The sequence below is a fragment of the Pseudomonas sp. G7(2022) genome, from assembly GCF_052660475.1.
Window position 1 is genome coordinate 2561210 of the sequence record NZ_CP109659.1, and the last position, 12169, is coordinate 2573378.

Annotated in this window: 15 protein-coding genes and 3 pseudogenes; 15 read left to right on the forward strand and 3 right to left on the reverse strand. The window is 54.0% G+C overall.

What is annotated here, in order from left to right:
- Window positions 1-104 precede the first annotated feature (104 nt).
- Window positions 105-548 (forward strand): tryptophan-rich sensory protein TspO, encoded by a 444-nt coding sequence (tspO, locus tag NE357_RS11470; protein WP_169429944.1) that lies wholly within the window; start codon window positions 105-107, stop codon window positions 546-548.
- A 10-nt stretch (window positions 549-558) separates the two neighbouring features.
- Window positions 559-1527: an alpha/beta hydrolase gene (locus NE357_RS11475; protein WP_169429945.1), complete on the forward strand. Its 969-nt coding sequence runs from the start codon at window positions 559-561 to the stop codon at window positions 1525-1527.
- A gap of 151 nt (window positions 1528-1678) precedes the next feature.
- On the opposite strand, the pseudogene NE357_RS11480 reads toward NE357_RS11475, so the two are convergent.
- Window positions 1679-1792: pseudogene (locus tag NE357_RS11480) on the reverse strand (FAD-dependent oxidoreductase); the annotation flags it as partial.
- Window positions 1793-2302: 510 nt separating this feature from the next.
- Here NE357_RS11480 and NE357_RS11485 point away from each other — a divergent pair.
- The 5 genes and pseudogenes from NE357_RS11485 to NE357_RS11505 all read left to right on the forward strand — a co-directional run.
- Window positions 2303-2845: a redoxin domain-containing protein gene (locus NE357_RS11485; protein WP_169429946.1), complete on the forward strand. Its 543-nt coding sequence runs from the start codon at window positions 2303-2305 to the stop codon at window positions 2843-2845.
- 11 nt (window positions 2846-2856) lie between these two features.
- Window positions 2857-3396: a DsbA family protein gene (locus NE357_RS11490; protein ID WP_070086726.1), complete on the forward strand. Its 540-nt coding sequence runs from the start codon at window positions 2857-2859 to the stop codon at window positions 3394-3396.
- 98 nt (window positions 3397-3494) lie between these two features.
- Window positions 3495-4463, forward strand: a complete 969-nt coding sequence (locus NE357_RS11495; protein ID WP_249314392.1) for a low temperature requirement protein A — start codon at window positions 3495-3497, stop codon at window positions 4461-4463.
- Between the two features lie 358 nt (window positions 4464-4821).
- Entirely contained in the window at window positions 4822-5124 is a 303-nt protein-coding gene (locus tag NE357_RS11500; RefSeq protein ID WP_025569629.1) for a putative quinol monooxygenase, read from the forward strand.
- Window positions 5125-5318: 194 nt separating this feature from the next.
- A pseudogene (locus tag NE357_RS11505) lies at window positions 5319-5501 on the forward strand (monovalent cation:proton antiporter-2 (CPA2) family protein); the annotation flags it as partial.
- Between the two features lie 38 nt (window positions 5502-5539).
- On the opposite strand, the pseudogene NE357_RS11510 reads toward NE357_RS11505, so the two are convergent.
- Window positions 5540-5761: pseudogene (locus NE357_RS11510) on the reverse strand (LLM class flavin-dependent oxidoreductase); the annotation flags it as partial.
- A 197-nt stretch (window positions 5762-5958) separates the two neighbouring features.
- Between NE357_RS11510 and NE357_RS11515 the strand changes: the two are divergent.
- From NE357_RS11515 to NE357_RS11525, 3 genes are read left to right on the forward strand one after another with little or no spacing between them, the layout of a single operon-like run.
- Entirely contained in the window at window positions 5959-6552 is a 594-nt protein-coding gene (locus NE357_RS11515) for a fasciclin domain-containing protein (protein WP_169429947.1), read from the forward strand.
- Between the two features lie 55 nt (window positions 6553-6607).
- On the forward strand, window positions 6608-7243 hold the full coding sequence (locus tag NE357_RS11520; RefSeq protein WP_169429948.1) for a sigma-70 family RNA polymerase sigma factor: 636 nt from the start codon (window positions 6608-6610) through the stop codon (window positions 7241-7243).
- The gene (locus NE357_RS11525; protein ID WP_169429949.1) at window positions 7240-7914 is read left to right on the forward strand and encodes an anti-sigma factor; all 675 of its coding nucleotides are present in this window, start codon (window positions 7240-7242) and stop codon (window positions 7912-7914) included. Before NE357_RS11520 ends, NE357_RS11525 begins: the two co-directional genes overlap by 4 nt.
- Before the next feature lie 135 nt (window positions 7915-8049).
- Here NE357_RS11525 and NE357_RS11530 read toward each other — a convergent pair whose 3' ends face one another.
- The gene (locus NE357_RS11530) at window positions 8050-8688 is read right to left on the reverse strand and encodes a hypothetical protein (RefSeq protein WP_169429950.1); all 639 of its coding nucleotides are present in this window, start codon (window positions 8686-8688) and stop codon (window positions 8050-8052) included.
- A gap of 247 nt (window positions 8689-8935) precedes the next feature.
- Here NE357_RS11530 and NE357_RS11535 point away from each other — a divergent pair, with 247 nt between their 5' ends.
- The 5 genes from NE357_RS11535 (at window position 8936) to NE357_RS11555 (ending at window position 12121) form a co-directional block, all read left to right on the forward strand.
- Window positions 8936-9289, forward strand: coding sequence for a hypothetical protein (locus NE357_RS11535; protein WP_169429951.1), 354 nt, complete (start codon window positions 8936-8938; stop codon window positions 9287-9289).
- 260 nt (window positions 9290-9549) lie between these two features.
- Complete coding sequence (locus NE357_RS11540; RefSeq protein ID WP_207867519.1) at window positions 9550-9759, forward strand: hypothetical protein; 210 nt, start codon at window positions 9550-9552, stop codon at window positions 9757-9759.
- A gap of 159 nt (window positions 9760-9918) precedes the next feature.
- Window positions 9919-10797: a glyoxalase III HchA gene (gene hchA / locus NE357_RS11545; RefSeq protein ID WP_169429953.1), complete on the forward strand. Its 879-nt coding sequence runs from the start codon at window positions 9919-9921 to the stop codon at window positions 10795-10797.
- Window positions 10794-11513 carry a PA1136 family autoinducer-binding transcriptional regulator gene (locus NE357_RS11550; protein WP_169429954.1) on the forward strand — a complete coding sequence of 240 codons (720 nt, stop codon included), beginning with the start codon at window positions 10794-10796 and terminating at the stop codon, window positions 11511-11513. The genes hchA and NE357_RS11550 overlap by 4 nt, the downstream gene beginning before the upstream one ends.
- A gap of 329 nt (window positions 11514-11842) precedes the next feature.
- Complete coding sequence (locus NE357_RS11555; protein WP_169429955.1) at window positions 11843-12121, forward strand: hypothetical protein; 279 nt, start codon at window positions 11843-11845, stop codon at window positions 12119-12121.
- The last annotated feature ends 48 nt before the right edge of the window (window positions 12122-12169 follow it).

Below are 12169 nucleotides of genomic sequence, written 5' to 3' on the forward strand. Positions count from 1 at the left end.
ATTCCTATCAGCGATGCGAGATAACGGCCGATGAACTTTTTACGTGGCTCCGGGCATCCAAGCAGGAACAGACCCAATGCGCTGATATCAGCCAAGGACAGACGATGACCTTTCTAATTTTCCTGTTGGCCTGCGGTGCGGCAGCGAGCACCGGGATGATTTTCCAACCGGGCCCATGGTACGAATCGCTGATCAAACCACGCTTCACACCCCCCAACTGGGTATTTCCCGTTGCCTGGACAACGATCTACCTTTTGCTCGCGTGGGTCGGCTATCGTCTGACCCTGACGCCCGGCAGCGAAACGGTACTCGCCTTGTGGGCGGCGCAAATTGCATTGAACACCCTGTGGACACCCGTGTTCTTCGGCGCACATCGACTCTTCGCCGGCATGCTGATCATCACGCTGCTGTGGCTGGTGGTCGCCGCGATGGTGGTGTTGGCCTTGCGCCTGGACGTGATTACCGGATTGATCCTGTTCCCTTATCTGGCATGGCTGTGTGTCGCGGCGGCGTTGAATTTTTCCATTCTGCGCAACAACCGCGAATAAAAAGGACGAAATGAAGACATCAATGGACTGGCCCGCAGACGAAAACGAGCTGGCGCAATTGCGCGCATTCAACAGGAAACTCGCCCGTCTGCCGCGCTTTCGCATCCGCAATCGCATCACGCCGCGAGTGATTCAGTTGCTGCTGCGCCTCAGCCAATTGGGCGGCGCAAGAAAGTTGCTCAAGCACGGGCTCGAGGCCGAACGCAAAGTGGTGGGCGTCGACGGCGCATCAGTGCCGGTGCGGATCATTCGGCCAAAGACAAAGGCCAAAGGCGTGGTGCTGGATTTTCATGGCGGTGGTTGGGTCATCGGCAACGCGCAGATGAACGATCCCCTCAACATCGCCATGGTGAAAGCCTGCGACGTGGCCGTGGTCTCCGTCGATTATCGGCTTGTGGTCTCGACACCGATCGAAGGCGTCATGCAGGACTGCCTCACGGCGGCACGCTGGCTGCTGAGCGATGACTGCCGCGAGTTTGCGAACCTGCCCGTCATCGTCGTGGGCGAGTCGGCCGGCGGCCACCTCGCCGCCGCGACCCTGCTGCAACTCAAACAATGGCCGGACTTGCTCAAACGGGTGAGCGGGGCGCTGCTGTACTACGGCGTCTACGACCTGACCGGAACCCCCAGCGTACGCAACGCCGGGCCCGAGACCTTGCTGCTGGATGGGCCTGGCATGGTTGAAGCGCTGCAAATGCTTACGCTGGGATTGAGCGATGAAGAACGCCGGCAGGCGCCGTTGTCTCCGTTGTACGGTGACTTCACCGGGTTTCCACCTGCGTTGATGTTTGCGGCGGAACTGGATCCGCTCAGGGATGACACGCTTGAGTTGGCTGAGCGTTGGGGTAGGGCGGCTGAGGTTGAAGTGCATTTGTTGCCGGAAACGGCGCATGGGGTGATTCATTTTCCGTTGGGGTTGGCGGGGAGGGTGCTTGGGTATAGTCGGGAGTGGGTTGCGGGGCGGGTTGTTGAGGGGTGAGGCCGATTTCGGGCGCTCATAAATGTCCGCTATCGGCCAAAAGCGGTCAATGACAATATTCGCAAAGGCTACCGCTCAGCTTCCCGAAGACCGATCTCGACTATTCGTTAGGTACAGCACCATCGCTGCACGAGCCGCATCTTTGATTACCTTCAGCCTCAACCAAGGTGATATTCGCGCCTTTATCAGCCAGGTGATACGCCAGCGAAGCGCCCACGATGCCGGCACTAATGACAACGACTCGTTTGTCCAGAGCATTTCCCATATCAACCTTCATTCTGTCGACCTGAAGGCGGTTTCAGTGTCTGCCTCTGGTCGATTTCTGCTTGTCGTAATGGGCAGCAGTTGTCGTCCAGAAAGCAGATGTAGATTCGTCTGAAGTGGCGAAATAGCTGCCAAAATCATCGTGTTAAAACGCCGCCTGAAATGGCAGCAAGATAAGCGCGCGAGTGTTGTTGGCACTGGAGGGTAGCGAAAAATCGTTCAGCTACTACGGTAAGCGTCATCAACGACTATAGTCATTGGTGAGCCAGAGCGAATCTGACCATTCCCCTGCCAACCTGGCCTAATCCAATTCCGCGATTACACGGCGGATCTTCTTGTGTTCCTTGATGCGGAACGTGAACGTTTCGCTGCCGAAATCACTCAGGCTCAGGCTGAGATCGAGGCAGCGTTGTCTTTTTTTGAACCCCTTGATGGTGGATGGAGTTATCCCGCCGGGCACGTCGCATCCCACTGAGCACGTCCCAACCACCCATCTATCAAGGTTCAAGCAATGAATACTTTAGAGTTCGATGATGCACAAAAAACCAATGGCGACCTGGTTCAGGGTCCGCTGCCGGCCGGCACTGTCGCGCCCGACTTCACTCTTCACGCAACCCCAGATCAACAGTTGTCGCTGCGCGAGTTAAAGGGGAACCCCGTGATACTGGCGTTTTATCCCGCTGACTGGACTTCGGTGTGTGGTGACCAACTGACCTTGTACAACCAGTTGTTACCCACCTTCAGAGAATACGGTGCGGTGCTATTGGGTATCTCGGTTGACAGCGCCTGGTGTCATCAGGCCTTTGCCAAAGATAGGAATTTTCACTTCAGCCTGCTGGCCGATTTCGAGCCCAAAGGGGCGGTGGCACGACAGTATGGAGCGTACGAGTCCCAGCTCGGAGTTTGTAAGAGGGCACTGTTCGTGATTGACAAGGAGGGGGTGGTCGCCTGGAGCTACGTCTCACCAATGGCAATCAACCCTGGGGCGGACGGCATTCTGGATGCGCTGGATGCTCTGGCGAATTCGCCACAAGGCACGCCAATCAAAAATTAACAGGTGATTACATGGCCACTCTCAAAGTCCCGGTAAGTGCCAACGACCATCGCCAGGGAAGTGCGCATGCCAAGGTCACCTTGGTCGAATTTGGCGACTATGAATGTCCCTATTGCGGTGAAGCTTATTGGATGGTCAAGAATCTGCAACAGCATTTTCGCGATGACTTGCTGTTTGTGTTCCGTAATTTCCCTCTGACCACCGCTCACCCCCATGCATTGGGTGCAGCGGTCACCGCTGAGTATGCCGGGAGTCGAGGATTCTTCTGGGAGGCCCACGACGAATTGTACGAAAATCAGGATCGATTGGGCCTGCCGCTGTATCGCGCCATCGTTCTCAAACACGGCCTTTCCAGGGAGGAATTCGATCTTGCAATGCAAGAGGATACTTACATTCCCAAAATACAAGCCGATTTCAATGGAGGTGTACGCAGTGGCGTGAATGGCACCCCAGCGTTTTACATTGACGGGCTTCGCTATGACGGAGTTCCAGAGTTTATCGGGATGAGTCAGATGATTGAGCTTTTGTTAGTGCGTGGACGAAATCGCTAGAGAGCCAAATCGGCTTGGCATCACCCACATCGGAGCCGAGGAAAAACCAACGTTAACTTCCTTTTACATTAAAGAGGTGGACACGGAGCCGGCAACTAATGAAATCTTTGAAGTATTATGAAGAAAATCGGCACGCCACATGGTTGGAGTTGTTTTTTGACCTGACTTTCGTTGTTACGATAGGCCAGGTTACGCACACTCTCGGACATGTTCATGACGGGCACTTTGAACATAAACAATTATGGACATTCTTACTGCTTTTTGTACCGTTGTGGTGGATCTGGTCCAGTCACACGATTTACTCCAACAGGTTCGATACAGACAGCAATCTTCACCGTTTGGCAACATTATTTATAATGCTCCTGCTCATTGTGCTATCGGCACGGATCGGAGAAGACCTGGAAGTGAACTACCCGCTTATTATTGCCTGCTATTTTGGAATACGAGCGATCATCAGTGTTATGTACATTTCATCCATTAGTAAACTCGATTCTCGCGGCGAACTTTCCTCAAGGCTTGGTTTCGCCCTATTAGTTAGCGCAGTTGTTAGCCTTTCATCCGTTATTTTTGACCCGCCCTTGCGTTACCTTGTTGCTTATATTGGGATTGTTCTTGATATTCTGTTTCCTGTATTTTTCTGGACTAAACTAAAACCGTTGCCAGCACACACGGAACACTTGGTTGAGCGCATAGGTCTACTCACCCTAATCTTATTGGGGGAGTCAATTATTAGCCTTTCCGGAGGCTTATCTAACATTCAATGGGGTTATTATAATGTGATGGCGGCCATCACCGGATTTATCATGATTTGCAGTGTCTGGTGGATCTATTTTGATAGTTTTTACTTATTGAACAAACATCAAAGCAGTATGAGTGGGCACGCCTTGATCTACTCGCACCTTTTTCTTTTTATGGGGCTGGCACTTCTGGCAAATTTGATTAGGCATGCGATCCTGAACGACATTGCGATACGCGATTTTCAGATTATGTCGATCACCGGCATGGCCTTGTTTTTCCTGGGGAAGCAATATGGCTATTTCATAGCTGTGAGTCGAATAAGGAAATAAATACTGCAAAACACCTTGATCGTGTTTTCTTTAGGTGGGTTAGTTATATTTCTACCGCGTGTCGAGTACATATTGGTCGGCTTGACAGTCACCATGATCTGTTATGTTCTCCTAAATTTCAGATATCGTTGAGTCTTGATTATCAGGCCACAGCTCGGGAAAAGTGATCACGCGGCTGGTCTGCGGTTTGCGCGCTGCCTACTACGTCATTCTCAGTGTCCGAGCGACATGCGACGCTACCCTTGGTCTCTTTGGGTTTGTAATCCTGGTGTCGTCGACCATAGTTAATAGCCGGATGCCCCTTTTAGCTATTGCGACCAGATAGCACCAGCCGCATCGTAACAACAGGAGCCACGTCATGGTCAAAGTAGCGCTGTTCGTTCGTCTGGAAGCAAAACCTGGGAAAGAGAAAGAGGTGGAGCGCTTTCTCTTGAGCGGCCTTCCTTTAGTGGAGGAGGAGCCAGCCACTACAGCCTGGTTTGGAATCCGCTTGGGGCCGTCTACCTTTGGCATCTTTGACGCATTCCCGGATGAAGCGGGCCGGCAGGCTCATCTTTCGGGCAAGGTCGCGGCGGCGCTTATGGCAAACGCTGCCGAGCTGTTTGCCGAACCGCCATCAATCGAGAAGGTTGACGTCCTTGCGGCCAAGCTACCCGGCTAAGCAAACCCCATAGGAAGCTCCAGTCAGTACTGGGAGGCCCACGATGTATTTGGTGAAAATCAGGATAGCCTGGGCCTGCTGCTGTTCCGGGCGGTGATCAATCAAAACACCTGTATTGAAGATAAATGTCATGGCTAAAGTGCCGTGTCCAGGATTCATGCCATGCTCGCGCGCTCGGTATAAGTGAAAGGATACGCGCGCAAATCGAGTCCATGGACGGCGTGGAAGCCGCACAGAATCTGCAAGGCAATGTGCTCATCACGGGTTTAGGCTGGGTAGGGTAGATTGTTTGCCGGGCACCGGTCGCTCATGGCGCGAAGATCTCCATCATTGATATAGAACCGGAGGTCATCCGCGCCGTGACACCTTATGGTTTCGTCAAGTGAGCATTCGTCGGCGTAGCAGTGACCGATGTTCAATGCGCTGCCGGACGCGGCTGCACTCCGAACTGCGCAACGATGTGCGTACCCAATTCCTCGATAACCTCCGCCGCAGGGCGCTTGCCATATTTGAGATTGAGAATGACGTGGTCCACGCCGATTTCCTCAAGCGACTCCAGCAAAAACCGTAGATGGTAACGTCCCAGTCTGAAACCCAAATGGATACGTGTGGGTGGCGTTGACGGATTCTCATCAACAAAAAGGGGACTGATTTATTTCCAGATTTAGTCAGCCGGGGTTATAGCCACCTTGCCTAACGAGTGGTGGTCACTGGATCGCTCACTCGCAATTTCTGCGAAAAAAAGAGTGCTACTGCATCCAATCCGAACGCCGCCGCGTATATCAAGCACGGACAGAATCTCCTGGCCGATTTTCCTCACAAAGGATCATCACGATGAAACGCATTTCGATCAAAACGCAATTGATTGCGGGCCTTCTGACCTTGGCGGCAGGTAGCGGATTAGTGTTCAACGCTGCGCATGCTGCATCGATGAGTCACGACAGCGTCATGGTCGGCGGTCAAAGCATGTTGCCGAACAAGGACATCGTCGACAACGCAGTGAACTCGGCCGATCACACCACCCTGGTCGCCGCTGTGAAAGCTGCCGGTCTTGTCGACACCCTCAAGGGAAAAGGGCCCTTTACTGTGTTTGCACCGGTCAATTCAGCCTTTACTGCTTTGCCCGCAGGAACGGTCGATATGTTGCTCAAGCCAGAAAACAAGGCAACCCTCACCAAGATCCTTACCTACCACGTCGTGAGCGGCAAACTGGACATGGCCACCCTTGCCGAAAAGATCAAGGCCGGAGGTGGCAAGACCGAACTGACCACCGTCTCGGGCGGAAAACTGTGGGCAATGATGAATGGTCCGCACAACATCACCATCAAAGATGAGAAGGGCGACGTCGCCGACATCAGTACTTATGACGTATACCAGTCGAACGGTGTGATACAGGTCATCGACAAAGTCCTGATGCCGAAAAGTTGACCGGCGTCGCCGGTCGATTTCAGCATGACCGGCGAGTCTTCCGAGGAGCCCACCCGTGAATGGAACAACCGCGCGCCGTGGGCTAACCTCTGGCTGCAATCGACTTGTAGGACCTCACGACCCAATCGTTTGGAGAAAGGCTATTCCCATCGCCGACACTGACCAACTCAAACACCTTCTAGCCCAGTGTTCTCTGGGTGACCGACGCGCTTTTGAAGCGCTGTATCGTAGCGTGAGTCCGCGTCTGCATGGCGTGGCGCTGCGGTTCATGGGACGCCCAGATCTGGCTGAGGAGGTGCTACAGGAAAGTTTTGTGCGTATCTGGAACAATGCTTCACGCTACCAATCGCAACTGTCGGCGCCGATGACCTGGATGATCAATATCACGCGAAATCAGGCCATCGACCAATTGCGAAAGCGTCGCGAACGTCCGCTGAGTGATCTCGACGCGCAGATGCTGGTAGACGACAGCCCCTCGGCACATGAACAATTGAACAGCTCCCGTGAGACCACTTCATTGAATCGGTGCCTAGATGAGCTCGAAGGGATGCAACGTCAATCAATCACCATTGCTTATTTTGAAGGGCTTTCCTGTTCAGAGCTGGCCGAGCACCTGTCGGCACCGCTCGGGTCAGTAAAGTCTTGGATCCGCCGAGGCATGGAGCGGTTGCGCAGGTGCCTCGAGTCATGAACTACCAAACTCCAAGTCTTCGTCGCGCACTTGCCGCAGATTATGCCATTGGGTTAATGCCACCAGCTGCACGCCGGCGCTTTGAGCAGCTTTTACTGGAGGACTCGGAACTTCGCGCAGAACTTTCGCAATGGCGGGAAAGCCTTGCGAGCCTTACCCAGTCTCTGCCTGAATCACCTGTACCGGATCGTGTATGGCGCGGAGTTACGGCGCGTATAGATCCGCAAACAATGCAGTTGCCTGTGAAGCGACCATTCTGGAGCTGGCTCCGGGTGACGATTGCAACATGTTCACTGGTTGCAGCAGTAACACTGAGCGTTATCTATAACCGTGACGAAGTTCGCTACAGTGCAACGTTGCGTAGTGCCGACGCACAGTCGTGGATGAGCATTGAAGCGCACGAGAATTATCTAAAAATCAAACCCCTGGCTTTGGCGAAGATAGAAAAAAATCGTAGCTTGGAAATGTGGGTTATTCCTTCAGATGGAAAGCCTGTTTCGCTAGGGGTGATACCCCCAGGCGGAGACGGGGAGATCAAGTTGGGCAGTGCGCAGAAAGCGCTTATTGGTGAGTCCATCACGTTGGCCATCAGTCTTGAACCCGAGGGTGGATCGCCAACAGGACAGCCGACTGGTCCGGTGCTGTATCAGGGCGTACTTTCGGCTCTATGACTCAGGGCTGCAAACCGTTAATTTTCGTGAGTAAACGGCTCACTGATCGATCGTTCAGAATTCTGATTCAACGCAACGCGCTCATGAACATAAACGGCAGCTTTTGGCGGAAAGCTGACGCCCGAACAAAAACGATTACTCCCCACCAACCCGCTTCAGCCAATTCCAAAACGGATCGCCCGATTCCTGCGCATCCATACTTTCAGTATCGCGAACAAGCTCCGATGCTCTCACCGGAATGCTCAACCCAAGCGTTCGCTCTACATGGGCCCGTAACAGAAGCGGCGGTGGCGGGTAATCGTCATCGCCGTATTCTTTTTCACGCACTTCTTCAGGCGCCAGCTGGAACTGCTCTGGCCAGCAGAGTTCGTCGTACCCGATAGCCAGCAGGCGCAATAGGTCCTGCACGTTGTCGGTTAAGACACAGAGCATGTCTGATCCTGACCCGGAACCTGGATGGACAATTCGTTGCTGTCCGTTGTCGTCTCGCCACAGTCCGGCCCACAAACCGTCACCACCGGTTCTCAAGCATATCGTTAGTCGGTGATTCATTTCGGGATCGTCACTTCGGGTCCATAGCGCAGTAAGGGCAGGATCCGGGACATAGAAGGTTGTCGTGGCAATATCGCTGTTTTCAGGTTCCGGATGCAGGGTCATGTAGCGCATGCCATCGCGACGTGTCCGGACACAGCCGTGTTCTTCCAATAGCTGAAGGGCTTGCTTCAGTAGCGGCGGCATCGGATTGCTGATGGGGAAGGCGGCGCAGATTTCCAAGAGCGGTTCACGCCACGAATACAAGTCCGGCTAGTGGGCCGCTACCCTGTCGACCGCCTATTGCCGATAGCTGAAATGTGATCTGTGTGCCACCCGTCTTGGCGATGCACGTGTGCGCTCAATCATGCCTGCTTGAATAGCCGATTGCTCAGCTGCATTGCCGCTTTGCAGGCAAGATGCCATCATCTGCCGAGCCCTGGAGCTTCATGCGATGCCCAGGATCTATATCGGCTGCATAAGGATGTATATGAACGTCGTGACTGTTAGAACAAAGGACGAACTGGCTACAGCTAGAAAGTCGGGTGTGGAGCAGATTGTTGTTCAGGGGGAACTCGCCGACAAGGTCAAGCGTGGAAAGAAGATTGCTTTTGCTAGTTCGATCACTCTCGCCGCTTTGGGAGCAGCGCTTGTTGCCACGCCATTGACCGGAGGCCTCTCATTTTTCGCCGCAGCCCCGGTCGCCGCGCTGACCGGGCTTGAAATCGCCGCCATTATTGCAGCTGCGTCGATTGGATTAGCACTCATAATTGCCTTGTTTAAGGACTATGAAGAGATTTCATATGAAAGCGGTAAGCTGGTGCTCAAAAAGAAATCATCATGAGTGTATTCATACCAAGCCCCATACTTTTTCTATGTAGTAAATGTAGCGATCTTTTGTACCGCTGGGGTTTGCGTTTCTAAAGTGCCGATCTATCCGAGTGAGGCAGGATAGATATATTTTTAAGTAATCCTGCTCTCAGGGTTGTTGGTTTGTCAGGATCGTTAAAATAAATGACCTTTGACATAAAACGGAGCAGGTCGCTTGAAGCGGACCTTTGCATCAGTGTGATTTAAAACGCGTTGCGTTGTGTGGGGTTGCATATGGTTATTGTCGTGATTGCTGCAATTGTTTTGGCTATCGTTGTTTTTAAGATGTTGCTTCCTCTTTTGGGGGAGATGATAGGTGTGGTAATTGGGGGAGTGTTATTACTTGGTGCAATTGCTCTGTGCGTGGCTTTTCCGCCGATCATTATTCTTTTCTTGTTTGTCGGCATTGTCATGGCTGGCAAAAATAAATCTAAGGGGGAATGAGTCGCCATGTTAGAGGTAACGGGGGATTCTGCCACTTATCGATCACATTGAGGGGCCGCAGGTTCAGTGCATGATCTTTTGAGGGAAAACCCTCATTGTTGTAACGCTGACGCCTTACTAGCATGAACTCCGACATTGACCCACTCGATGGAGAGCAGCATGGCTACCACGCAGACTGATGACAAGCGCCCAACCCCCGATCCGGCCGAGGACAATGCGTTTTTCCCCTCGCCGTATTCCCTCAGCCAGTTCACTTCGCCCAAATCCGATCTCAGTGATGCCGAGTACCCGAACCGTTACAAGGGCGGGCGCTGGAAGATTCTGATGATCGGCGCGGACGAGCGCTATCTGCTGACCGACAACGGCACGATGTTCTCCACGGGCAATCACCCGGTTGAAACGCTGCTGCCGATGTATCACCTCGACAAGGCCGGTTTCGGCTTCGATGTCGCGACGCTGTCGGGCAATCCGGTCAAGTTCGAATTCTGGGCCATGCCCTCCGAAGACGCCGAAGTGAAGGGCTTCTACGAGCAATACCGCGACAAGTTCAAGCGTCCACTCAAGCTGTCCCAAGTGATCGAGGAAGCGCTGGGCGAGGACTCGGATTATATCGGTGCGTTCATTCCCGGCGGGCACGGCGCGCTGATCGGCCTGCCGGAAAGCGAGGACGTGAAAAAGATCCTGCAATGGGCCGTCGCCAAGGACAAATTCGTCATTACTCTGTGCCACGGCCCGGCGGCGTTGCTGGCGGCCGGCCTCGGTGAAACAAAAGACTCGTGCATCTTCAACGGTTACCGGATTTGCGCCTTTCCTGATGCCCTGGATGCGACGACCCCCGACATCGGTTACATGCCCGGCCACCTGACCTGGAAGTTCGGCGAGCAGTTGCAGGCGCTCGGTGTGGAAATCACTAACCAGGACATTTCCGGGGCCACGCTTCAGGATCGCAAACTGCTGACCGGTGACAGTCCGCTGGCGGGTAACGCACTGGGCAAGCTGGCGGCGGCCGCGCTTCTGAAAGAGGTCACGCCGGGGTGAGTCCCGCACCTGCCGAGGCACTCTTGCGCGCCGCCCTCGACATCGAGGCGGCGCCCACGCTGGCGACGATCCAGAAGGTCGTCCGTGGTTTCGCCGGGGCGTATGGTTACGATCGATTCGTCCTGTTCTCCGCCACCTCGGCGTCGGAGGACGTGGTCGAGCGCATTTACTGGGTGGAAGGCGACTGGTTTGGCGACGGTATTGGCGTCGACGCCGAGACCTACGTTCAACGCTGCCCCGTGACACGCCATCTGTTGGACGCCCGCGAATCCTTCTTCTGGAGCAAAGTGCAGGAGGAGAACGGCGAACTTTATCGGATGGTTCGCGTGCCGAGTGGCCCTGGTGTGCACGGATTACAGATTCCGGTCTTCGGCCCGCAAGGGCTTGAAGGTGCCATGAGCCTGGGGGGCGAACAGATCGATGCCTCTGCGCGGATTCGTCTGGCGCTCGGCATGCTCGCCTCGGTGGCGTTTTACTCCGCCCGGCGATTGCTCGAAGCACCGCTGGAGGAGACGACCGGCAAACTGTCGAACCGTGAGCGCGAAGTGCTGGCGTGGGTCGCCGCCGGTCGACGTCAGTCGGACATCGCCGCCACGCTCGGTTTGTCCGGGCGCACGGTGGAAAATCACCTGCGTTCGGCTCGTCGGCATCTTGGCGTGGCCACTACCGCTCAGGCCATCAAGATTGCCATTCGCAAGGGGGAAATAAAGGGGTGAGGTTCGCACTCTGCCCGTGCCGTGCTTGAACGACCGTGCAAAACTTCTATGATGCAAAGGGCCTGCGCCGGTGGTCTGTAACCGGCGCCGCCCCGGGCCAAACTGATCGGCCGTGAGGCTGACCTGCAACGGGTCATCGACCCTATGCAGCAACGACCCAAAATGGGACACAAAAATGGGGACCAAAACCCGCCCTTCTTCATTTTTTGCCTTCAGCTCAAGTGGTTAGCTGCCAAGTAAGTGCCATTCAAATCTGTCCCGATTTTTTAGCTTTCATTATTGGTATAGCGCTCATGGCCCGTCAGGGCCGAATTATAAGGATTGGGGCCATGACACAGAAAACTCCTGCATTTCGCTCAATCAAATCGCATGAAGAAACCCTTAGCGCTACTGAAATTGTCGAACGTTTCGAGGCAGTAACCGGGTGTTCCCTGCACCCGACGAATGCTGGGAATGCTGCCAAAGTACTCGGTCTCGACTATATCGAGGTTAAGCAAGAGGTCACCTCTGGGGTTTGGACGGTGCAAAAGCGTTACTCGATTCTAGACATTGATTTTATCTTTGAACGACTTAAGGCGCTTGCAGACAACCGAGCCAGATATCAATGAAAAGGGTCAACACCACTCAAAGCTAGACGCCCCCTTTGGTTCACTTTT

What these genes read in the sequence shown, in the direction of transcription:
- tspO (WP_169429944.1), top strand. Translation starts at nt 105, where the DNA reads ATGACCTTTCTAATTTTCCTGTTGGCCTGCGGTGCGGCAGCGAGCACC.
- NE357_RS11475 (WP_169429945.1), top strand. Translation starts at nt 559, where the DNA reads ATGAAGACATCAATGGACTGGCCCGCAGACGAAAACGAGCTGGCGCAA.
- NE357_RS11485 (WP_169429946.1), top strand. Translation starts at nt 2,303, where the DNA reads ATGAATACTTTAGAGTTCGATGATGCACAAAAAACCAATGGCGACCTG.
- NE357_RS11490 (WP_070086726.1), top strand. Translation starts at nt 2,857, where the DNA reads ATGGCCACTCTCAAAGTCCCGGTAAGTGCCAACGACCATCGCCAGGGA.
- NE357_RS11495 (WP_249314392.1), top strand. Translation starts at nt 3,495, where the DNA reads ATGAAATCTTTGAAGTATTATGAAGAAAATCGGCACGCCACATGGTTG.
- NE357_RS11500 (WP_025569629.1), top strand. Translation starts at nt 4,822, where the DNA reads ATGGTCAAAGTAGCGCTGTTCGTTCGTCTGGAAGCAAAACCTGGGAAA.
- NE357_RS11515 (WP_169429947.1), top strand. Translation starts at nt 5,959, where the DNA reads ATGAAACGCATTTCGATCAAAACGCAATTGATTGCGGGCCTTCTGACC.
- NE357_RS11525 (WP_169429949.1), top strand. Translation starts at nt 7,240, where the DNA reads ATGAACTACCAAACTCCAAGTCTTCGTCGCGCACTTGCCGCAGATTAT.
- NE357_RS11535 (WP_169429951.1), top strand. Translation starts at nt 8,936, where the DNA reads ATGAACGTCGTGACTGTTAGAACAAAGGACGAACTGGCTACAGCTAGA.
- NE357_RS11540 (WP_207867519.1), top strand. Translation starts at nt 9,550, where the DNA reads ATGGTTATTGTCGTGATTGCTGCAATTGTTTTGGCTATCGTTGTTTTT.
- hchA (WP_169429953.1), top strand. Translation starts at nt 9,919, where the DNA reads ATGGCTACCACGCAGACTGATGACAAGCGCCCAACCCCCGATCCGGCC.
- NE357_RS11555 (WP_169429955.1), top strand. Translation starts at nt 11,843, where the DNA reads ATGACACAGAAAACTCCTGCATTTCGCTCAATCAAATCGCATGAAGAA.